Here is a 19,553-nt window from a genome sequence, read left to right on the forward strand (position 1 = left end):
GCCAAGCTCCCGCAACCCCTCTTCATGATCGTTTGATAGTTCAGAGAATACGGCACCCCCGGCCTCGCGCGGGCCCAGCAACTCGCCGCCATCGCCACCAGCGACACCCGGCGCCAAGAGATGGCCGAGCAGGCTCTCGCCGGCTGCCTGTCCGATCCGGTCCAGCTCGGCCGGATCACCGACACCACCCTCTGCCACGGCTGGGCCGGGCTGTACCAAACCGCCTGGCGTACTGCCCGCGACGCACTCACGCCCCAGATCAGCGCAAGCCTCCCGTACCTGACCGGCCTCCTCACCAAGCACGGCGACGCTGGGCAGGGCGAGGACGCCGGACTGCTCGAAGGTGACGCGGGCCTCGCCCTTGCTCTCCACACCGCCGGGCACACCGTGCCACCGATCTCCGGGTGGGACGCATGCCTGCTGATCAACTGAGCAGCCCTCGGGCCGAGAGAGGAGAAGACCAGGTGTTCGCAAGCTTTGCGCCAAACCAGACAGCCAAGAGCGTCCTAGCCGTCTTGGCCGGAGTCCCGCTCCATCATGCCGCGGCCCGCATCCCCATGGACCCCGCCGACCTCGCCGACGCCGTCGCGGTGTACCAGTCGGCCGGATACGCGGCGCTCGAAGCGCAAGCCGCCACCCACGGCTGGTACCAGGTCCGCATCCCGTTCACCGACTGGGACACCGCTGAGCACACCGCGGCCACCTCCCTGGGTCCCTATTTGGAGCATGCAGAGGACACAGGCGTACTTGGGGCATGGTGGTTCATCCGCAAGTTCCCTTGCTGGCGTCTCCGCTGCCGGCCCAGCCCCGCCGTCACCCTCGCCGACGTGCAAGCGGCCATCACCATCGTCCTGGACAGCCTCACCGCAGCAGGCCTGATCGACCGGTGGTGGGAGACCGTGTACGAGCCCGAAGCGTGCGCGTTCGGCGGATCGCAAGGGATGGAAGTCGCCCATGGCCTCTTCCACGCCGACAGCCGCGGCATCCTCGACTACCTGCGCCGCCGCGACCCCACCACGCCACCCGACCGCACCATCGGCCGCCGGGAATTGTCCGTCCTTCTGTGCAGTGCTCTGTTTCGTGGCGCTGGACAGGAGTGGCACGAGCAGGGCGACGTCTGGCACCGCGTGGCACAGATGCGGCCCCTTGCCCCTGATATGCCCACCGAACGGTTGCGCGACATGACCGCCGGTCTCCAGCGGCTGATGACCGTTGACCCAGGTCCCACCCTCTTCAGTGCCGCCGGACTACTGGCATTCGCCGCACCCTGGGTCGCCGCCTTCGAACAGGCAGGCCGAAGGCTGGGAGGTGAGGCACACGACGGCACGCTACAGCGAGGCGTTCGGGACGTCCTCGCGCACCACGTGATCTTCCACTGGAACCGGGTCGGCCTGACCTCCAGGACACAAGCCATCCTCGCCCGGACGGCCCGCGACATCGTGATGAACCCGCCGGCCACTCTGCCGGACGCCCACCACGTGGAGGGCTGATGTACCTCGAACCTGAGGAGCCCGGTGTCGCCGAGCGGATGCGTACTGCCCATAGCCGAGCCAGGGCCGCTCTGTGCCTACTGCCCGAACAGGGCACCGAGGCGTGGGGCTGGCGCGGCAGGACGCTGAGCCGGCCCGTCCTCGCACCAGACGGTCCAGCCTGGCTCCGCATCGCCTGCGCTCCGACCGGCCAGGCCGACAGCACATTCTGGGACGGCTCCATCGAGGCCGAGAACGCCATACCGGGATCGATCCCGCGCCCTCGGCTGCGCTATACCCATGACTGGAGCGACGGACTCTGGAAATACCGCGCAGAGCTGTTCGACCGCCTGGCCGCCCGTACCGCCGCGGAGTCCCCGACCCTACTGACGGCGCCTGACCTGCCACCAACCTGGTGGACAGCCCTGCGAGCCGCGCTCGACGACCTCGTCACGATCTCCACCCACCGCTTCTCCGTCAGCCAGCAGTACCTCGACCGCGCCATGCCCCGGTTCCTCGGCGCGCCCATCGACACCACGGCTCCGTCCTGGTCCACGGCCCACGGCGACTTCCACTGGGCCAACATCTGCGCGCCCACCCTTCACGTTCTCGACTGGGAGGGCTGGGGCCTCGCCCCCACTGGCTACGACGCCGCCGTACTCCACAGCTACAGCCTGCTGGTTCCCTCGGTCGCCACTCGAGTCCGCACCGAACTCGCGCACGTGCTGAACAGCCCCGCCGGCCAATTCGCCGAACTAGCCGTCATCACCCAACTCCTCCACACCACCACCCGCGGCGACAACCTCGACCTGGCCGAACCGCTCCGCAACCGCGCCACGCATCTGCTGGGCCGCGCAGTGCCCCTTCCCGCAGCCGGCTAGGTGCGGGCACGTCACATAGGTGTCCCGGGCGCGGCTCCTGTCAGACGCTTCTTGGTTTCCGCGGCGGACTAATGGATCGTCCTAGACGACGTCCAGTCCACCCGCCGGGATTACCAGCACCGCGCCTGCTTGGCCACCCCGGACCATCCGTTGCGGCAGCAGTGGCTCACCCACCCACCTCAGGCGGACGCCCGCCCTTCGTCCGCTAGGCCGTGATCGCCGATGCTGCTCACTCCAGGCGGCGGGTGACCCGGATACTCCAGCAGTACTAGGGCCGGTTCGGAGCCGCCCGCCCCCTCGGACGCTTCCCCTTCCCGGACAGGTACTTTTCCCACCCCTCAGGGTGAGCTCTGACCTGGAAAACCGGCGCAGGGCACGACTCTCCGATGCGCTGAGCACTAACCGCCACCGCGAAGAACTGCCGACCTGCTCCGGTGTGCCGGTTGAGCGAGTTGACGGCGTCGATGTGCTCAGACCTGAACGACTTGGCGACCCACACGCCGGTTGCCTGATCGATACCGGCCATGTAGGTCAGCAACTGACCGAGATGATGATGGTCACCGAGTTCCAACTGATTTTCAACAACCACCGTATCCCCAGTCGAGCGGTCCGTCCCGATCAGATCCGCGTAGTAGCCGCCAACGGGATGTTCCATGCCCGTCCATTCCAGCTCCATACGCAGAACCCGGCCGAGTTCCCCGGGATTCGCCCACAACCAGGGTGTGAAGTCACGCGCCTCGTGCGCCCAGACATGCCGTAACGGCACTTCTTCCAGGCGCCCTATAGGCGAGTTGGCATCACTTTCGCCAGGCCTCATTTACCACCTCCTAGAGAGATTGCCCTCGGGGGAAGGAGCCCCATGGAGCCATCCCGAGAGAGACCGATCCGGGCGGCAGTAGTAGTAAGCCATGAATCCGGGCCGGAAGCAACCAGATGCGTATCATCCGGAAACCCTGGGAACATTTGGGAATAATTGGGAGCCCTTCAGACCGGCAAGACGGCGACGAAAGATAGTGGGCGGCAACACACGGCGTGACTGTTATGTTGCGTTACAGGCACGCACCCCGCCGTAAGCGAAGGTACGTCACCAGAATCCCCTTTGTCCGGTCTACTGTATGGTTTGCAAAATAAGGCAACACATAGAAATGCAGGAACTATGTCGCAAAGGTCAGATCGTTGGTATATTGTCCGTCCTACGATCACCCTGCCACACAGAACCCACCCGAGGGAGGTTGACAATCGTCCATGCCCGGAGAAGATGTTGATCAACATCATGTGGCTCTCGAGCTACAGCGAATCCGCGACGCATGCGGCAAGCCCAGCTACGAGATCATCTGTCAGATCTCGCGCGGATTTAATGGCCGCACCACTCCGCTACCGAGATCGACCGTAGGCAATCTGTTCTCCGGGAAGCACGCCAAGCTCCCTGCGTGGGAAACAGCAGCACCAGCCCTTTGGGCTTGCTATGAGTACGCCAAAAGAGAAGGAGGTCCCATGCCCGATGTGGATCCCGTCGCCGAGACCAGAGCAGCCTGGGCCAGGCTCACGGAACTCGCTAACCCACGCCATACCCTTGGCCGCCAGTCGGGCGGTAACGTCAGCAGCAGGGACTCGGCGGCTGCGGCGTCGGGAGCAACGACGCCCAACCTCATGACAGAGACGTCTGCAGTCGCCCCTTGGGAGGAGTTCTCCGCCGAACAGCGTTGGCACTTCAACACGTACGGCCAGTTGGGCGTTGACCTGTTGCATGCCGCGAGTGCGGGTCAAGGCGAGGCGGCGTACCGTCTCGGAGTGGTCATGACTATAGACCGGCACCCCCGCAAAGCAAGGAACTGGCTTGCCGCGGCAAGCCAGATGTCCCATGCCGGTGCTGCCCAGTTGCTGGCGAGCGATCCAGGAAGCGGGCAGGGGCAGGCCTTGGCAGCCGAGCATGCCTACCGTCTTGGACACACGGCACATCATGGACTCGGCGACAGAGATCAAGCTGTGTTTTACTATAAGCATGCCGCCAAACACGGGCATTCCGACGCCGCATATCATCTAGCTCACTTATTTCTTGGTCGCGGCGAAAACGGAACTGCAGCACGCTGGTTTTCAATCGCCGGCCAAGGAGAAAACCTTGACGCCAAACGCCAACTTTGGAAGCTCGGCAAAAATCACACAAAAGGAGCGCACTGCGAGAATTAGCGATCTGACTCTTGCACCCCGATCGCGCTAGAAATGACATCCATCGACGCAAGAGTCATGGAGTAAATTTAAGATGCTCAGCAATATTCTTACGAGCGCCTGCCGGCAACCGGCGATATTCCGACCAAAGCCGGTCGACGGAGTCTGGCTGACGGCGGCCCTTAGATATCCAAGATGCGAGGACTTCACGCTCATCAGGCCCAAGTGCAGCAATAGCATCGATCATCCCGGGGAGGCTATCCATCATGTTCACGGGACTTCCAGCCTTGCATCGCCGACATTCGGTGACGTATTGGATAACAGTCTCACCACCGGCGAGTTCCACAGGTCGACGAGTCACTGCAAGCTGGGCGGTCTCATGAGCAGATTCTGGGTAGGTTTCACCACCGGAGATTCCACAGAAAACACACATAAAATCGTCGCCGGCAAACACGGCCATGCGCTGCTTATTCGAAAGCGTGTCACCCGAGGAAGTGGCCTTCTTGGGGTCCCAAACCTCTTCGCCGACCTTGAGAAAGCGCAACTCATTCGGGCTGAGCGAGGCGTCTTCCTTGTTGGTCAGGATCTGCCAGCCATGCGGCCGGAGGTCACGCATCCGCCGGTCGACCTGCTCTACCCCTGGGAAGGCGTCACGCAATTGGGCCTTCGTGAACAGGTTCCCCTCACCGACCACCGATACGAGCCACAGAGCTACTCGAATCTTGGTTCCGTACTTCGAGCTGGTGTCATCCCACGCGGGGAGAGCCATCCCAGATCCCTTCATCGAAACGTCACTCGTCCCGAAGGCCTGCACCTACGGCGATCCCTACGATGATACGTACACATCCGACACACGAGGTCACCCTTAGGAGATCATCAATGGCCCTGCCGGATCCCCCTGGCGGCAACGATGTCAGGTCGTTGGTAGCGCGGCGGCTGGCCGAAGTCCAGAGAGGTCAAGGCGCACGGGAGTCCGTCACCATCGAGTGGCGCGGCCGTCCGCTAAGCATCGACGTTATTGACGTACCCGTCGAGATGCTGTACTACAATCCGGAGACTCATCGCATACGTGCACAGCGCGAGCATGATCCTCATCGGGACGCGCATCTTACCTCTGATCCATGGAGTCAGGAGAGTCAGGATTACCTCCATGACCTTCTTAAAGCTAATCCTGCCGATCCAGACCGCGAAGATCCTGAATTTGCTGGGCTACTGGATGACCTAAGAGAGTATGGCCAGAAGGATCCTGGAATAATTACTCCGAATGGCATTCTAGTCAACGGCAACACGCGGCGTGCGGCTCTCAAAGATTCCGGCTTCCCCAATATTCGCGTGGGCGTACTGCCCAGCGACTGGTCCTGGCAAGATATCGGCGCCGTGGAGCTGGAGCTTCAGCTTCGCAAGGAGCACAGACGCGACTACTCCTACATCAACTGGCTCCTCGCCATCGAAGAGGAGGAGGCGAACGGCCGCGGAGCAACAGAGATCGCTAAAAGCTTCCGTGTCCACCAGAAGACCATCCAGCAGGCCAGATGGATCCTGAGCTTTATCCGTGAGGCGATTGACCGGAGCCGTGTCAAGCTTTCGGATGGAAGCACCGTGAGTATGCGCTTGGTCGACTTTGAGCAGGATCAAGAGAAGCTCAAAGAGCTGCACCGCGCGTACACGAGCGCGAAGGATCAGGAGAAGGCAGACGCGCTGAAGGAGGCCCGGTTACTGGCCATTGTGCTCGGAAAAAGCAAGACAGATGTACGCCTCATCGAGGATAACTTTACCGATAAGTATCTCAAGCCCAGACTGGCTCCCGAACTCAAATCCGAGGTCACCGCAGCACCGGCCAGCGTGAAGATCCCCGGACTGGACATCAACGTCCGCGATACCTCACCTAAAATCAAACAGGCACGCGCAACCACGGATATGGTCCTCAGAGCGAGGGCTAAGACAGCGGCCGCGACCCTGCTGACCCCAAAGGAAAGCGCTGAGGCGAACAGGGTTATCTCTGCGGCGGACAAAGCGGTTGAGTCCGGTCTTACGACAGCCGGCCGTGACATCAGGTTACGAAAGCGTAAGCTGGCGGCACCCGAAAGACTAAGTGACGTGAACGACCTGCTGCTCTTGTGTATTGACGACATCGCCCAGGCACGCAGCCAAGGCCTGTTCGACTACGAACCCCTCGATGACGCGCTTGTCAGCCTGCGGGACACGCTCAGGAAGCTCGCGCAGCAAGCGTCGCGGGGCGTCAATGATCCTGGTGAAGGGCTCATCTGGCTTCAAAACGCCACCACGGACCGGAGGTAGCGATAAGCGTGCCAAGCCTCCGGCTCGAACTTGAGGCATCCGGGACTGCGGTTCTCCTGAGGTCTTCCGAGCATTACACGACCGAGTTGCGCCAGCTCACGCCGCGGTTTCGTACCGCTGTACAGAAGGGACTGAGCATCGTCGAGTTGGACCTCGACGATCTCCTGGTCAATCTCCGGGAGCTGAGTCACTGGCCTTCTGAGGATGTGGACTGGCAGCCCGAGCTTGCCACTTTGGTACAGGATAGCTTCCAGGCAGCGGTAGAGGCCGATGCCCAACTCGAAGACAATGCTGCCCCTCCCGCGCTCATATCGGAGGAAGGTCTCCGGCAAGCTCTTGGATCTAACTGGACGGGGAGTCTCACCCCCTTCCAGTCCCGGGACATCATCAAGCTCCTGTCGCTCCGACACGGCGCGAACTTCAGCGTGCCTGGTGCCGGCAAAACCCGAGTCGGTCTGGCGACATTTCAGGCGCTCCGGACCAGAGGAGAAGTTCAGCGTCTTCTTGTGGTCGGGCCAAAAGCGGCATATGAAAGCTGGCAGTTCGAAAATAGGGTGTGCTTTTCACGACCACTCCGCCTGCAAATACTTGAAGGCAGACTCGATCCGAACGCCGAGCTGATTCTGGTGAACTATGAACGGCTGTCAGCCAACGAGACCGCGTTGGCAAAATGGCTGACAGCCGAACCGTCCATGATGATCTTGGATGAAGCTCACCGGATGAAACGAGGCCCGTCGGGCGTCTACGGCGCCGCATGTCTCGCGCTGGGGCCACGAGCCAAGAAGCGTTTGATCCTCACCGGTACCCCCGCCCCCAACGGCGTAGAGGACATGCAGAACCTTTTTGCATTCGTGCTGCCCGGGCAAGGACGCCAGACGGTCAGCCGTGCCGTCGCTGGCGGAGATCTCCGATATGCCAGCAAAGCACTTAGACCTTTCTTCACCCGCACGACCAAGAAGGAACTCGACCTTCCACCAGTCACGACTCGCGTCCGACGAGTAGAGCTTCCGCCCCTCCATCGGGAGATCTACTCAGCTCTCACCGGGGTGATGAGTGCGCGCGCAATTGGAGAGCAGGGCAACTTCGACGCACTCGGACGCGTGGTGATGTATCTGCTTATGGCGGCGACGAGCCCCGCGCTGATCACGCTGGGCACCACCAAATACGAGCCTCTGAGCTACCGGGTTCCTCCTATCGAAGTCCCATTGGGCGCTACTCTCCACCAGCTACTTCGAGATCTCCCTGACCACGAGATGTCTCCGAAGTACAAAGAGGCTTTATCGATCGTGGCGGGCAACGCCGAAGCAGGACGCAAGACGATCGTTTGGTCAACTTTCGTACGGAGCCTCACTACCATGGCAGCCCTGTTCAGCCGATTTCAGCCAGCGATGGTCCACGGCGGGACCATCGATCGAGAAGATCAGATCAAGCGCTTTCGAGAAGATCCTGACTGTCTGGTCCTGCTGTCCAACCCTGCGACCTTGGGTGAGGGCATCAGCTTGCACCAGGTCTGCCACGACGCCGTCTACGTCGACCGCGACTTCGCTGCTGGTCGTTATCTTCAGAGTTTGGACCGTATTCACCGGCTCGGATTGCCGAGGGACACCACCACCAACGTCACGGTTCTCGCTTCGGAGGGCACCATCGATGAGCTTGTGGAGCAGCGACTGGAGACCAAGCTACGTTTCATGGGATCGATCCTTGATGACCCAGAGGTCGAACAGTTGGCCGACCTGGAAGAAGAGCCTGCCGTAGGCGGCGTTATGGATATGGCGGACGTGCGGGCGCTACTGGGCTATCTCGATGTCCCCATTACCTCCTGAGCCAGTATTGCTGGCCTCGGCGCGCTGGCTGAACCATCTGCGACACTCGTCTACAGCGCGTGCACAAGCTGTGTTCGCGTCCCACACTGACTACGCGGATCTAACCATGACCCAGTACGGCGCTGCCCTCGAATGGCTTCGCCGTACCGGGCTGGTAACGCGCGACGGCCGGTTAGCTTCTGATCACAGCAGGATGGAGTTGGCCCTCCTGCAAGCCGCGATTGCGGGGGCCGATCCTCTATGGCTCCGAGATGCTGATCAGTTGATCACCAACTCCGATGATCTACCGGAGGACGCGGCTGCGGCCGGCGCGGTTCTTGGACTGAGCTCTCAGGAAACCTTGGCAGCGGTTCGAGTGGCCTGGGGGAAGGTGGACACCAGCATCAGAAAGGAAATTGGGTCCGCTGGGGAGCAGGCCCTCGTCCGACTCCTGCTAGATCTCGGCTGTCTCAAGGTCACACATGTCGCCGAATATGCTGACGGACTCGGCTATGACGTGGAAGTATCCAGCGACGCATTCCGCCTCAACCTCGAGGTCAAGGCCACCACACGCCGCGGACGTCTCACACTGTACATCTCCCGCAATGAATTTGAGGTCATGCTCAATGACCCTCACTGGCGTCTAGTGGTCGTGCTTGTAGGGCAAGAGCGTCAGGTTGAGGCCATTGGAACTGTCAATGCAGACTGGATCACGCAACACGTACCGCATGACACATCTGCCCTTGGCCGCTGGGAGTCCACGCGCTTCGACGTACCTCCCTTGGCAGTTCGTGGCGGCATTGCCGAACTCGCTGCACATCTTGATCAAGATCATTTGCTACGCAGCGGGGCTAGGGAGTCCCGGCCCGCGTGGCTGATTGCCTAGCTCATCCGCCGGTTCGTCGCAGCCGGTGCTCTATGGTCAGGCACCATCGACCAACCCGATACCCTCTCACCATGGGGATCAGAAGCGAGCGTGTCAGCGACGGATGCGAGTTTCCCCTGTCGGCGTTCCGGAGGTGGAGGCCACCTTCGGGCTACGTGCCATGTCAATCGAAGCTCGCTAAGCGTCGGCCTAAGCACTAGGTTCGGCAATATGTTCGATCGAGTTGGGACGCACCGCTGCCACTACCGCCTCAACGGCAGACGTGACCGGTTCGTGTTCCCACAGGCGAACTACCCGCCATCCACTAGCTTCAAGTGCCGCGTTGACCCTGCGGTCCCGATCCATGTTCCGGCGCAGCTTCGGCGTCCAGTACCACTCATTGACTGTTGGCTGGCGTCCATGTTGCGGGCAGACATGCCAGAAGCAGCCGTCAACGAACACAGCAACCTTGCGCGCCGTGAAGACGATGTCGGGGCGGACCCTGACTCCGTCCAGCTCCAGCCTCAAGTCCTTCCGATATCGGTAGCCCAGTCTGTGGAGCGCACTACGCAACACCACCTCCGGCTTGGTATCGGTCCGCTTGTTCGCTTGCATGTTGCGCGAGCGTCCAGCGTTCAGCGGAGCGGGGTAGAGGCCCTTCGCGTGAGCCTCTTCCCGGACTTGATCCCTACTCTTCTTCACCGTAGCCTCACCAGTTCCACTTTTCTTCGGCAAGATACATCTGGCGAACCGACCATGCCGTACAGCACATATGAAAGGACCTACCGTGAGCGAGCGGCAGCTTCGCGTCATCGAGATCTGCGCTGGCGCGGGCGGCCAAGCCCTCGGTCTGGAGAAGGCCGGGTTCGAGCACGAGCTTGCTATCGAGCTGGACCCTAACGCTGTCAGGACACTCCGGCGCAACCGGCCTGCCTGGAAGGTCGCACAAGGCGACGTGGCCGATCTCAATGTATGGGATCCGGCCGACTACGCGCCTAACGATCAGCGTCCCGACCGCCGTCCGATTGATCTACTTGCGGGCGGCGTGCCGTGTCCGCCGTTCACAATCGCCGGCAAGCAGCTCGGCGCCAACGACGAGCGCGACCTGTTCGCATGGGCGGTGGAACAGGTAGGCATCCTGAAGCCCAGAGCCGTCATGCTTGAAAACGTCCGCGGTCTGAGCCATCGTCGCTTTGCGGCCTACCGCCAGCACGTGCTGAATAAGTTCCGGCATCTTGGCTACGTCGCCGAGTGGAAGTTGCTTCAGGCGTCCGACTTCGGGGTTCCCCAACTGCGCCCACGCTTCGTGCTTGTCGCCCTGCAGGAAGGAGATGCCCCCTACTTCCACTGGCCTCAACCCGTAGGGGATCCGCCGACAGTGGGAAAGACTCTTCGTGACCTCATGGCCTCCCATGGCTGGGAGGGAGCCGACGCCTGGGCTGAACAAGCGACGAAGGTAGCTCCCACAATTGTCGGCGGGTCAAAGAAACATGGGGGCGCCGACCTTGGCCCAACGAGAGCGAAAATGGCATGGAAACTGATGGGTGTCGATGCTCTCGGCATCGCCGATGAGCCACCTAAGCCGGGAAGCCGGTTCAATCCGGGACCAAAACTCACGTGTGCAATGGTGGCGCTTCTCCAGGGGTGGAGGCCGGAGGACAAGTGGGATTTCGAAGGGGGTAAGACTTCTGTCTATCGCCAGATCGGGAATGCGTTTCCGCCGCCAGTTGCCGAGGCTCTTGGCAGGGCCATCAAGGCAGCCCTCCTCCACGAGGCGGAGCCGTATCAGCGTACCCAATCAGTGCACGACCCAGTTTACGAGGTACTGCGGGATGCTAGTAGCCATCTCTCCCTTGCGCAGATCGCCAAGGCTACCGGACTGCCCATGACTCCCGAAGATGTAGAGATCCACGTCAAGCACCTAGTTCTTGATTTCGAAATTGAAGTTTTGGAAACTCCACGAACCCGCAAGTACAAGCTTGGGGAGTTCAGAGCTTTTCGTGGCCAAGACGACCATTCACGTCACGAGCAGTTCTTGAAGCACCGATCTAAAATTAGTTGATACAGATTGCCTTAAGGATCGCTGCCTAGTAGACGCGATCCCGCCATCCTACATTCATGGGCGTGGTGGGCAGAGCACGGAAGACCTAGGACACCCCATCGACCTACTCATCATGGACGACACCGCTGGAGGCACGCGGGCGGCAGTGACTCGTAGCAGTGCCCTTGCCCTCGAACACGTGACCGAAAAGAGCCAGTTGTACTTTAAGACTGTCGGCGATGACCGTTCAGGTGCGTTGACCAGTCTTCGATGTGCCTGATCAGGTGGCGAGATCCACGCGAACTAGGCGGGATGCCCCGTTAGACACATGCTAAATGCCTTATATGTCTAGCGATCAGTGTGTATGCTTGCGCCACCCTAGATCGCGACAGTGGAGCGTGCCAGTGCTGAGAACTTCCGCTGAAGCCATGATCGAATTCTGGGGTAGCATGCAGAACCAGGATGGACTAATGGACCCGGGTACCGCAGGGACAGTGCGAAACGCATGCATCAAAGTGCTTGAATCATACGATTACTGGGCCAAAGTCGATCTTCGGACCTTCAATATCGACGAAGCTATCCGCAGGTTCAAGGCTGGACCGGGCCGTAGTCTCGCCACCAGCACCAGAGATCAGTACGAACGGTACTTCAGAAAAGCCGTCCCCTCTTTTCTGCAGCACCTCGATGATCCTACAAATTGGGAACCTCCGATTTCTCGTCGTGGCGGCGCGCAGTTACAACCTAACCTCACGAAAGCCAACAAAGTCGCTCCGCGGGAAGCGCCCCGAGAATTGCCAATAAGTAGCACTTTACGTATAGAAATAGCTATCCCGTCTTCATCTCGTGTAGTACACCTGGAACTCCCCAGGGAGCTTACTCAGAATGAAGCCCGATTCCTGGCTGAAGTTGTGCCTGCGTACATACGCGCTGCCGCCGCAAAGTAGCTAGTCTCGGGACTTACCAGCGGGGAAGCGTACGTCACCTATGGCGTAAGTCCATGGAGTATGCCTTGGCGGAATGCCGCCCATCCTGAGTCGTTGAGCCTGAGAGGCTCGATGTCAGGATTCTTGGAATCGCGTACAGCCTTAGCGCCGTTAGGCAGGTTGGTGATTTCAACACAGTCGTTTTCTGCGGCGCTGGCTGAGGATTTGCGCCACTGGGCAGTGGAGAGGTCGTGGGCGTAGAGGTCCGGCTTGGGGTCGTTCACGTCTTGGTGCCTTCCTCCATGCGGGCGATCAGGGCCACGGAGTCGTCCACCGACAGTGCGGTGGCGACGATCCGGTTGAACGCGTCGGCGAAGGTCTTCACCTCTGCGACATTTTCAACATATGAGGCACCGATCAGGTTTTCCAGCAGTACGACGTCAGGCATGGCGTCCGGGAAGCCGACCAGGCTGAAGCCGCCGGCGCTGCCAGGGTGCGGGGTGGCGTCCAGAGGCATGATCTGCAAGGTGATGTTGGGCAGGTCCGAGACTTCTCGTAGCCTGCGGAGTTGATCCCGCATGGTGTCCGGCCTGACCGCGAAGCGCTGGTGAAGGACGGCTTCTGAGATCACCGCCCAGACCTTCAGCGGACCACTCGGACGGGTTAGAACCGCCTGACGTGCGAGTCGAATCTCCGCGAGGGCCGCGATCTCCTCGGGAGTGCGCGTCATGGTGATGCCGGCGATGGTCTCTCGTGCGTACGCGGCGGTCTGCATAAGACCCGGGACCAGCAATGGAGCGAAGATGCGGATGCTGTCGCTATCGGATTCGAGGGAGATGTAGTCGGCGTACGCCGGTGCGACGATCCCGCTGTAGGTCTGCCACCATCCCCGCTTGCCCGCGTCCCTGGCCAGCTCCTCCAACGCGCTGAACACCTCGGGATCAGTCACGGCATATGCCTTGAGCAGTGCGGCTACCTCGGCCGGCCGTATGTGGGCGTTGGCATTCTCGATGCGCGACAGCTTGGGGGCTTTCCACCCAACGGCCGCGGCGGCGTCGTCGAGGTTCAGGCCGGCGGCGTTGCGGAACCGGCGAAGGGACTCCCCCAGCCGACGTCGGCGAACGGTAGGGACTGGGCGGGCGTTCGGCATACGCGCAGTGTTCCATCACGGCGAGTAGCAAGCCCGGTACTCATGAAAATCATGAACGAGTTTGGGTGACAACCTTGCGACTACGGGTGCTAGAGGTCCATGCTCTGCCGTAGCGCTTGTCACCGAGAGTTATCAATTGCACTCAATATGTGACATAGGCGCAGTCTTCCCGGAGCTGGGGTCATACGACGGAAGGGCCGACGACCATGACGGAAGATCAAGCGACAGCTGCCCTGGGGTTCTATCTGGCCGCCAGGCCGGGTGGGTTTGTCGTGCACATGAATGTGTGCGAGGAGAATCTGCGGGCCGTGCGGGAGGTGACGCTCAAGGTCTTGGCTGCTGCCGGGGTCGACTGCGAGACAGCCGAATCCGCCCGGCTGGTCGCGTCTGAGCTGATCGGCAACGCCGTACGGGCTTGCGGGAACTGGGCGCCGGTCGTCGTCGAGGTCGAGCAGGACGCCAAGGGGGTCTGGGTCAAGGTTCATGATCCCAACCCCGCCCGCCTCCCCGTCCGCTCCAGCACGGCTCCCGATGACGACCAGGCCGAGTCGGGGCGCGGTCTGTGGCTGCTGGATGCGCTCGCCCCCGGCTGGGACGTCACCCTCACACCGATCGGCAAGCAGGTTCGCTGTTTGCTACCCAATTCATGAGGCGGCCCAATACCCCGCAGCCTGAGGCGTCCAATACACCGCTTCTTGCGGCCCAGTACCGCGCATCTTGAGCGGTCCAGTACCCAGGTGGCCTGACTGGCGATCACGGGACGGGGACGCGTCGGTGTCGCCCCGTGACCGTGTTCGCTCCGCCCGTCCCGGGAGGAGATCCAAGCGTGAGCACGACGTAGCCGTTGATACTGAGCCATGACTGTCCGGTTGGGCATCATGGGGGGCACGTTCGACCCCATCCACAACGTGCATCTGTTGAAGGCCAGTGAGGCCGCGCATCGGCTCAGGCTGGACGAGGTTCTCTTCGTCCCGGCCGGAAGGCCCTGGCAGAAAAACCTTCTCAAGGTCTCGGCCGCCGAGGAGCGGTACGCGATGACGAGGCTCGCCGTCGCGCCCGACCCAAGGTTCTCGGCGAGCCGGATGGAGGTCGACCGTGCCGGTCCCACCTACGCCGTGGACACGCTCCGCGAACTGCGGCGTCTGCACGGCCCCAGCGTCCAGCTTTACTTCATCGCGGGCGCCGACGTCCTGGCGTCGATCACCACGTGGCGGGAGGCGCATTCGCTCACCGAGCTGGCGCACTTCGTGTTCTGCTCGCGGCCGGGCTACGAGCTGGCCGGCACGAGCCTGCTGCTCCGCGATCGGGTGACGCTGCTCCACCTTCCGGGGTGGGAGATCTCCTCCACAGCGATCCGGCAGCGGGTCGGCCGTGGCCAGTCGATCCGCTATCTGGTGCCCGACCCGGTGGTGGACTACATCGCGGATCGCGGCCTGTACCGAGAAGAAGCACACTGAATGTCACGGTCTGTACGAACAGAAGCGCACCAAATCACAGCCTGTACCGAACGTGAGAGCACTGAATATCACAGCCTGTACCGAGCGGAAGCGCACTAGATGTCGAGGAGGAGCGCGCTGAGTGCGGTCAGCCCGGCGTCCGAGCTGTCCACCGGGGCCACCATCGGACGTCGTACTTCGAAGATCCGCTGCGCGGCCTCGGACGGCGGACCGCATTGGAGCCACCAGATGCGCCCCCGCTCCGCTCGGCGCAGGGCGCGGCGTAAAGGCACGTCCCAGCTCGCCGACCAGCCGCAGACCAGCAGGTCGAACTCGGCGAACACCCGGTCGAGCAGATCGTCGATCACCCCGTGGTAGATGTGCTCCCCAAGGGCGGTATGCCGGATGCCGATGTCCCGGTAGTCGCCGTGCAGCTTGAGCAGGACCACCCTGTCCAGGCTGATGCGTGCCAGCCCTTCGAGATCGTAGGCGACCTCGAAGGTCACCCCCAGCTCCCGCAGCGCCCGCTCCAGCAGTCGATCGAGGTTGGTCGTGAGGATCGGCCCGACGAGACCGGCAGCGGCCATGCGCCCGATCGCCAGATGCGCCGGAGTGGGCGAAGGCTGATCGAAGATCGCCTCAGGTAGGGCGTCCGTACCGTCCCCGACCATTCCGAAGTAGTCGGGAAAGCCTCTGCCCGACCGGAGATACCAGGCGACCGGATCGGGGCCGGGGTCCTCACCCCGCTGCCGGGCCACGTCCTCTAACAGGTCCTGCCCGGTCGGCACTCCCGCAGACTGGGACACCCCCGACCCGGCGAGCAGCGCGATCGGCCGAGCCGCCGATCGAATGCCGGTGGCGATCTCCTCGATCACCGGTTGTGCCGGGGGGCGCGCAGCCGGTGGAGACGTTCGGCCGGGCTCCTCGATCACCGCTTGTACCGGCGGACGCGCAGCCGGTGGAGACGTTCGGCCAGGTCTGTGGGTCGGTCGAAGTCGACCACGGGGAGCCAGGCCAGGCTGTCGAGTTCGTCTGGGGCCATCGCACCGCGGATCCCACCGACCAGGGCGGCGACCGTGTCGGTGTCGCCGCCGAGGATGACGGACTGGCGTAGCGCGGAACTGAGATCGGGTGTCGTCCTGAGGATGTGGACTACGGCGGCGACCGTCCCAAGCGCGTCGAGGGTGACGCCCTCTGCGGGAGGGGTCCAGGTGCCGGCGAGGGCGGCGCGGACCCCGGTGGGGTCTCCGTAGTGATCGGCGACCCAGTCGGCCTCGGTCTCGGCCGCCGCCAGGACGGAGTCGAGTCCTACACCCTCGATCGCCCAGGCGGCCATCGCTGCGACCAAGCAGGCCGCGGCGATCGCCTCGGGGGCACGGTGGGTGCCGATCGCCAGCGTCTCCACCAGTTGACGGCGCAGGTCGTCGTCGGTGGCAGGTGTGGTCCAGCCGACGGGGAGCATGCGCATCGCCGCGCCGTTGGTGGCGCGCTCGCCGGGGGTCGGCTCGGGAAGGGCGCCGGTCTCCCGGAACCGATCCAGGGCACGGCGGGTGGTCGGGCCGATGCCGCGGATCTCGTCCTCCGCGGCGGCGAGCCGGGAAAGGAACGCTTCGGCGGTCGGGCGGCCGTCGGTGTCGGCCAGGAGCTCGCAGACCAGGAGCATCTGGGCGGTGTCGTCGGAGGTCGAGCCGCGCGGCCAGCCCCACTCTGGCGCCGGGAGCTCGGTGATGCGGTCGGCGTCGATCAATTGCGGGCCCGAGCCCTCCCAGGGGACGCCGAGCGCGTCGCCCGCCGCGAACGCCGTCATCGCCCGCCCGATGCGCTCGGCTGAGGGCGGCCGGACTTCAGGGCAGCGCGCGTAGAGGCTGCCGAAGCCCTCCTTTTCGATCTCCTGCCGGGCCCGGTCGACCAGCTCCAGCCAGGCGCGCTCGTCGCCGCGGGCCCGATGCACCCGGGCCTGGGTGATCCAGGCGTGGACGACGTCGTAGGGGATGTCGGCGCTTTCGAACCCGGCGAGAGCCTCGGCCGCCAACCGGTCGGCGTCGTCGAACCGGCCGGCCAGAGTCGCAGCCTCGGCACGGCCCCGGGTCACCTTGGTGTACAGCAGGCGTTCCCCCAGGTCGCGGGCGAGCACAGCGGACTCGAGGAAACGTGCCTCGGCTTCGGCGGCGTCGCCCATCTGCAGCGCCGCCAGCGCCAGTCCGTTGAGGCCGTGGGCGACGCCCCTGACGTCGGCGATCTCACGGCGGATGCGCAGTGCCTCGGCCTGGCCGCGCAGCGCGTCCTCGGCCCTGCCCTCCGCTTCGGCGACGACGGCCTCCTCGTGTCGCAGCCCGGCCTCGGCCTGACGGTCACGGTCGGCCTCGGGGATGGCGTCCAACCGCCGCGCCGCCAGCGCCAGCTGCTCCTTGGCCGCCTCGATCTCCCCGGAGAAGAATTCGATGGAGGCCAGGCGCGAGTGCCAGAGGACGGCGGCGTTTCCGTCCCCGTCGGCACCGAAGATGGCGAGCCCTTCACGGCACAGGCGCTTGCCGTCGTCGAACCGGCCGAGGAAGAGCATCATGTTGGCCGAGAACATCAGGAACGGCAGCCGGGCCGTCCCGTCCTCGCTGGCCGCCAATGCCTCGTCGGCATGCCGCTTCGCGGCCTCGAAGTCGCCCCGGACGAAGGCGAGCTCGCCCTTCAGCAGGTGGGTGCGGGCGGCGTCCACCGGGAGTGCGCCTAGCCGCTCCTCGGCCTCCTCCCAGCGGCCGAGGGCGATCTCGGCCCGCGCCACCTGGTAGTCGCAGGCCTCCGCGACCTCGGGGGAGGGCATGTCGAGGTCGCCGAGCACGCTCAGCAGGGATCTGCACAGATCGAACCGGCTGAGGTCCAGCACACGATCCATCTCGGCGAGCCAGAGCGCCACCCCCGCTGCGGGGTCGAGCCGGGCGCGGTGGTAGATGTGCTCGATTCGCCGGGTGAACTCGTTTGGTTGCGGCACCGCTCCATAGTAAGCAGCGAGCACCTCGTGAGCTTGGAGAACGAGCTCCGGCGCGATGTTGGCTATGGCCCGGCGCAGCAGCTGGTGGAGGGCGAACCTCTGTTCTCCGGCGACAGGGGTGACGAAGGAGAACGCGGTCAGCCGCCGGAACACCGCCATCGTCGCTGGGAAGTCCATCTGGGCTCCCAGATGGAAGAACAGGTCGCTGTCGAACGACCTCGCGGCGGACACCGCGGCCACAGCCTCTTCGAGGTCGTCGTTGATCCGTGACAGCAGCCGGGCGGCCAGCGCACGCTCCCTGTCGCGCAGCTCCGGGTCGGAGGGGAAGTCGGCGGTCTGGAGGTTGCGGCCGCGCTCGGCGGCGGTGAGCACCACATCGGTGGACAGGCCGAGCAGCAGGGGATGGACCAAGCCGGACTCGTCGGAGGCGTAGGAGACGAGCGCCTCCTGGAGCGCCGGGTCCGTGACGCCCGCCTCCTCCAGATACACCCGGGCGAACCGGTCGGGCAGCGCCCCCAGCGCGTCGATCTTGACGTACCGCTCGGGGATCGGTTCGGTGAGCGCCCGCGACCAGGTGGGCGCGGCCCGGCCCGCCACCACCGCCATGGCCCCGTCGGCGAGCGGCAGGTTGCCGAGCAGCGACCTGATCCAGCGCGGACCGCCGACGTTGCTGAACCGCGACCGGAGGCCCTCCCCCGCCACCGCCTCATAGGTGTCGAAGAGCAGGACGATCCGATGCGGGGGGCGGCGGCCCGTCAGGGCCGCGCGCAGATCCTCGCAGAAGAGCCGGGGCAGGGCCTCCATGAGGTCGGGTTCCGGGGCGAGGGCGAGCACCTCGGCCACCACCTCCGGTGGCACCCGGCGGCGCAGCTTGCGCTGCTCCACCAGGTTGTCGAGCCTGCCGTTGATCCACTCGAACAGGGCCGTGCCCACCTGTATGACCGGTACCTGGAGGAACGCGTCGGCGACGCTGGCCGCAGACAACAGCTCCGACCGGGGAAAGAGCTCGTTGACCAGCGCCCGGACGTCCGCACCGGAGCGGTGCAGGTACGAGACCGCCGCGAAGTCGAACCGTGGCGTCCGGACACCGGCCTCCGCCAGCTGCCGTTTGAGCATGAACAACGCGCTGAGCGGTTCCTGTGGCCGGTTCACACCGGACGGTTGCGCGCCGAAATCCAGGAGCGCCACCGGCACCTTCTCCGCGCTGGGGGCACGGCTCAGCGCGTCGACGAAGAATTCATCCGGATAACCGTGGATCTCCTCCCAATGCTCGCGGGGAATGCGGTAGGAGCAACGCCTCTGAAGAGTGCGGAGCAGTGCGCTCTTACCATTGCCCCCCACACCGACATAAACCTGGACGACCTGCTGCGCCGGGTCGTTGTTGAGGCGCTCGGCGAACTCCCGGCACGGCGTGTGCCGATCGACGAAGAGACGCGCCCCGGCCGGTCGATTCTGGTTCAGATCATCAAAGATCGACATACAGGATCCGATCGGCTTAATGTTCCGTCACGCCCACAACGGAAATCTCCCATAGGAGGT

Annotated in this window: 16 protein-coding genes and 1 pseudogene; 10 read left to right on the forward strand and 7 right to left on the reverse strand. The window is 63.6% G+C overall.

Features of this window, described 5'->3' with window-relative positions; genetic code table 11:
* Window positions 1-60: 60 nt before the first annotated feature.
* From AB0O34_RS26060 to AB0O34_RS26070, 3 genes and pseudogenes are all read left to right on the forward strand, one after another.
* A pseudogene (locus AB0O34_RS26060) lies at window positions 61-432 on the forward strand (lanthionine synthetase LanC family protein); the annotation flags it as partial.
* A 125-nt stretch (window positions 433-557) separates the two neighbouring features.
* A complete protein-coding gene (locus tag AB0O34_RS26065) occupies window positions 558-1,490 on the forward strand; it encodes a thiopeptide-type bacteriocin biosynthesis protein (RefSeq protein WP_363919590.1) in 933 nt (310 codons plus the stop codon).
* Entirely contained in the window at window positions 1,490-2,350 is an 861-nt protein-coding gene (locus AB0O34_RS26070) for a phosphotransferase (RefSeq protein ID WP_363919592.1), read from the forward strand. The genes AB0O34_RS26065 and AB0O34_RS26070 overlap by 1 nt, the downstream gene beginning before the upstream one ends.
* Before the next feature lie 268 nt (window positions 2,351-2,618).
* Here AB0O34_RS26070 and AB0O34_RS26075 read toward each other — a convergent pair whose 3' ends face one another.
* The gene (locus tag AB0O34_RS26075; protein ID WP_363919594.1) at window positions 2,619-3,026 is read right to left on the reverse strand and encodes a hypothetical protein; all 408 of its coding nucleotides are present in this window, start codon (window positions 3,024-3,026) and stop codon (window positions 2,619-2,621) included.
* Window positions 3,027-3,844: 818 nt separating this feature from the next.
* On the opposite strand from AB0O34_RS26075, the gene AB0O34_RS26080 reads away from it, so the two are divergent.
* Entirely contained in the window at window positions 3,845-4,537 is a 693-nt protein-coding gene (locus tag AB0O34_RS26080; protein WP_363919596.1) for a hypothetical protein, read from the forward strand.
* 55 nt (window positions 4,538-4,592) lie between these two features.
* On the opposite strand, the gene AB0O34_RS26085 is transcribed toward AB0O34_RS26080, so the two are convergent.
* Window positions 4,593-5,285: a hypothetical protein gene (locus tag AB0O34_RS26085; protein WP_363919598.1), complete on the reverse strand. Its 693-nt coding sequence runs from the start codon at window positions 5,283-5,285 to the stop codon at window positions 4,593-4,595.
* Between the two features lie 110 nt (window positions 5,286-5,395).
* Here AB0O34_RS26085 and AB0O34_RS26090 point away from each other — a divergent pair, with 110 nt between their 5' ends.
* The 3 genes from AB0O34_RS26090 to AB0O34_RS26100 all read left to right on the forward strand — a co-directional run bounded on the left by AB0O34_RS26090 (window position 5,396) and on the right by AB0O34_RS26100 (window position 9,502).
* Window positions 5,396-6,814 carry a ParB/RepB/Spo0J family partition protein gene (locus tag AB0O34_RS26090; protein ID WP_363919600.1) on the forward strand — a complete coding sequence of 473 codons (1,419 nt, stop codon included), beginning with the start codon at window positions 5,396-5,398 and terminating at the stop codon, window positions 6,812-6,814.
* Between the two features lie 146 nt (window positions 6,815-6,960).
* Entirely contained in the window at window positions 6,961-8,637 is a 1,677-nt protein-coding gene (locus AB0O34_RS26095) for a DEAD/DEAH box helicase (protein ID WP_363919602.1), read from the forward strand.
* Window positions 8,638-8,743: 106 nt separating this feature from the next.
* On the forward strand, window positions 8,744-9,502 hold the full coding sequence (locus AB0O34_RS26100) for a DUF3883 domain-containing protein (protein ID WP_363919604.1): 759 nt from the start codon (window positions 8,744-8,746) through the stop codon (window positions 9,500-9,502).
* A 189-nt stretch (window positions 9,503-9,691) separates the two neighbouring features.
* Here the strand turns inward: AB0O34_RS26100 and AB0O34_RS26105 are convergent, their stop codons facing one another.
* Window positions 9,692-10,183, reverse strand: a complete 492-nt coding sequence (locus AB0O34_RS26105; protein WP_363919606.1) for a very short patch repair endonuclease — start codon at window positions 10,181-10,183, stop codon at window positions 9,692-9,694.
* Window positions 10,184-10,268: 85 nt separating this feature from the next.
* Between AB0O34_RS26105 and AB0O34_RS26110 the strand changes: the two genes are divergently transcribed.
* Window positions 10,269-11,543 carry a DNA cytosine methyltransferase gene (locus AB0O34_RS26110; RefSeq protein ID WP_363919608.1) on the forward strand — a complete coding sequence of 425 codons (1,275 nt, stop codon included), beginning with the start codon at window positions 10,269-10,271 and terminating at the stop codon, window positions 11,541-11,543.
* 961 nt (window positions 11,544-12,504) lie between these two features.
* Here AB0O34_RS26110 and AB0O34_RS26115 read toward each other — a convergent pair.
* Both AB0O34_RS26115 and AB0O34_RS26120 read right to left on the reverse strand, forming a co-directional pair.
* On the reverse strand, window positions 12,505-12,729 hold the full coding sequence (locus AB0O34_RS26115; protein WP_363919610.1) for a DUF397 domain-containing protein: 225 nt from the start codon (window positions 12,727-12,729) through the stop codon (window positions 12,505-12,507).
* The gene (locus AB0O34_RS26120) at window positions 12,726-13,595 is read right to left on the reverse strand and encodes a helix-turn-helix transcriptional regulator (RefSeq protein WP_363919612.1); all 870 of its coding nucleotides are present in this window, start codon (window positions 13,593-13,595) and stop codon (window positions 12,726-12,728) included. Before AB0O34_RS26120 ends, AB0O34_RS26115 begins: the two co-directional genes overlap by 4 nt.
* Before the next feature lie 278 nt (window positions 13,596-13,873).
* Between AB0O34_RS26120 and AB0O34_RS26125 the strand changes: the two genes are divergently transcribed.
* Together AB0O34_RS26125 and nadD are read left to right on the forward strand one after the other, a co-directional pair.
* On the forward strand, window positions 13,874-14,245 hold the full coding sequence (locus AB0O34_RS26125; protein ID WP_363919646.1) for an ATP-binding protein: 372 nt from the start codon (window positions 13,874-13,876) through the stop codon (window positions 14,243-14,245).
* A gap of 207 nt (window positions 14,246-14,452) precedes the next feature.
* Window positions 14,453-15,052 (forward strand): nicotinate-nucleotide adenylyltransferase, encoded by a 600-nt coding sequence (gene nadD, locus AB0O34_RS26130; protein ID WP_363919614.1) that lies wholly within the window; start codon window positions 14,453-14,455, stop codon window positions 15,050-15,052.
* A 95-nt stretch (window positions 15,053-15,147) separates the two neighbouring features.
* On the opposite strand, the gene AB0O34_RS26135 is transcribed toward nadD, so the two are convergent.
* Together AB0O34_RS26135 and AB0O34_RS26140 are read right to left on the reverse strand one after the other, a co-directional pair.
* Window positions 15,148-15,906 (reverse strand): SIR2 family protein, encoded by a 759-nt coding sequence (locus AB0O34_RS26135; RefSeq protein ID WP_363919616.1) that lies wholly within the window; start codon window positions 15,904-15,906, stop codon window positions 15,148-15,150.
* Window positions 15,907-15,959: 53 nt separating this feature from the next.
* The gene (locus AB0O34_RS26140) at window positions 15,960-19,493 is read right to left on the reverse strand and encodes an ADP-ribosylglycohydrolase family protein (RefSeq protein WP_363919618.1); all 3,534 of its coding nucleotides are present in this window, start codon (window positions 19,491-19,493) and stop codon (window positions 15,960-15,962) included.
* Window positions 19,494-19,553: the final 60 nt, after the last annotated feature.

The organism is Sphaerisporangium sp. NPDC088356 (assembly GCF_040685555.1).
Taxonomy (GTDB): domain Bacteria; phylum Actinomycetota; class Actinomycetes; order Streptosporangiales; family Streptosporangiaceae; genus Sphaerisporangium.

Excerpts from the sequence above, each read along its gene's own strand:
- AB0O34_RS26065 (WP_363919590.1), top strand. The coding sequence starts at position 558 with ATGGACCCCGCCGACCTCGCCGACGCCGTCGCGGTGTACCAGTCGGCC.
- AB0O34_RS26070 (WP_363919592.1), top strand. The coding sequence starts at position 1,490 with ATGTACCTCGAACCTGAGGAGCCCGGTGTCGCCGAGCGGATGCGTACT.
- AB0O34_RS26075 (WP_363919594.1), bottom strand. The coding sequence starts at position 3,026 with ATGGAGCTGGAATGGACGGGCATGGAACATCCCGTTGGCGGCTACTAC.
- AB0O34_RS26080 (WP_363919596.1), top strand. The coding sequence starts at position 3,845 with ATGCCCGATGTGGATCCCGTCGCCGAGACCAGAGCAGCCTGGGCCAGG.
- AB0O34_RS26085 (WP_363919598.1), bottom strand. The coding sequence starts at position 5,285 with ATGGCTCTCCCCGCGTGGGATGACACCAGCTCGAAGTACGGAACCAAG.
- AB0O34_RS26090 (WP_363919600.1), top strand. The coding sequence starts at position 5,396 with ATGGCCCTGCCGGATCCCCCTGGCGGCAACGATGTCAGGTCGTTGGTA.
- AB0O34_RS26100 (WP_363919604.1), top strand. The coding sequence starts at position 8,744 with ATGACCCAGTACGGCGCTGCCCTCGAATGGCTTCGCCGTACCGGGCTG.
- AB0O34_RS26120 (WP_363919612.1), bottom strand. The coding sequence starts at position 13,595 with ATGCCGAACGCCCGCCCAGTCCCTACCGTTCGCCGACGTCGGCTGGGG.
- AB0O34_RS26125 (WP_363919646.1), top strand. The coding sequence starts at position 13,874 with ATGAATGTGTGCGAGGAGAATCTGCGGGCCGTGCGGGAGGTGACGCTC.
- nadD (WP_363919614.1), top strand. The coding sequence starts at position 14,453 with ATGACTGTCCGGTTGGGCATCATGGGGGGCACGTTCGACCCCATCCAC.
- AB0O34_RS26140 (WP_363919618.1), bottom strand. The coding sequence starts at position 19,493 with ATGTCGATCTTTGATGATCTGAACCAGAATCGACCGGCCGGGGCGCGT.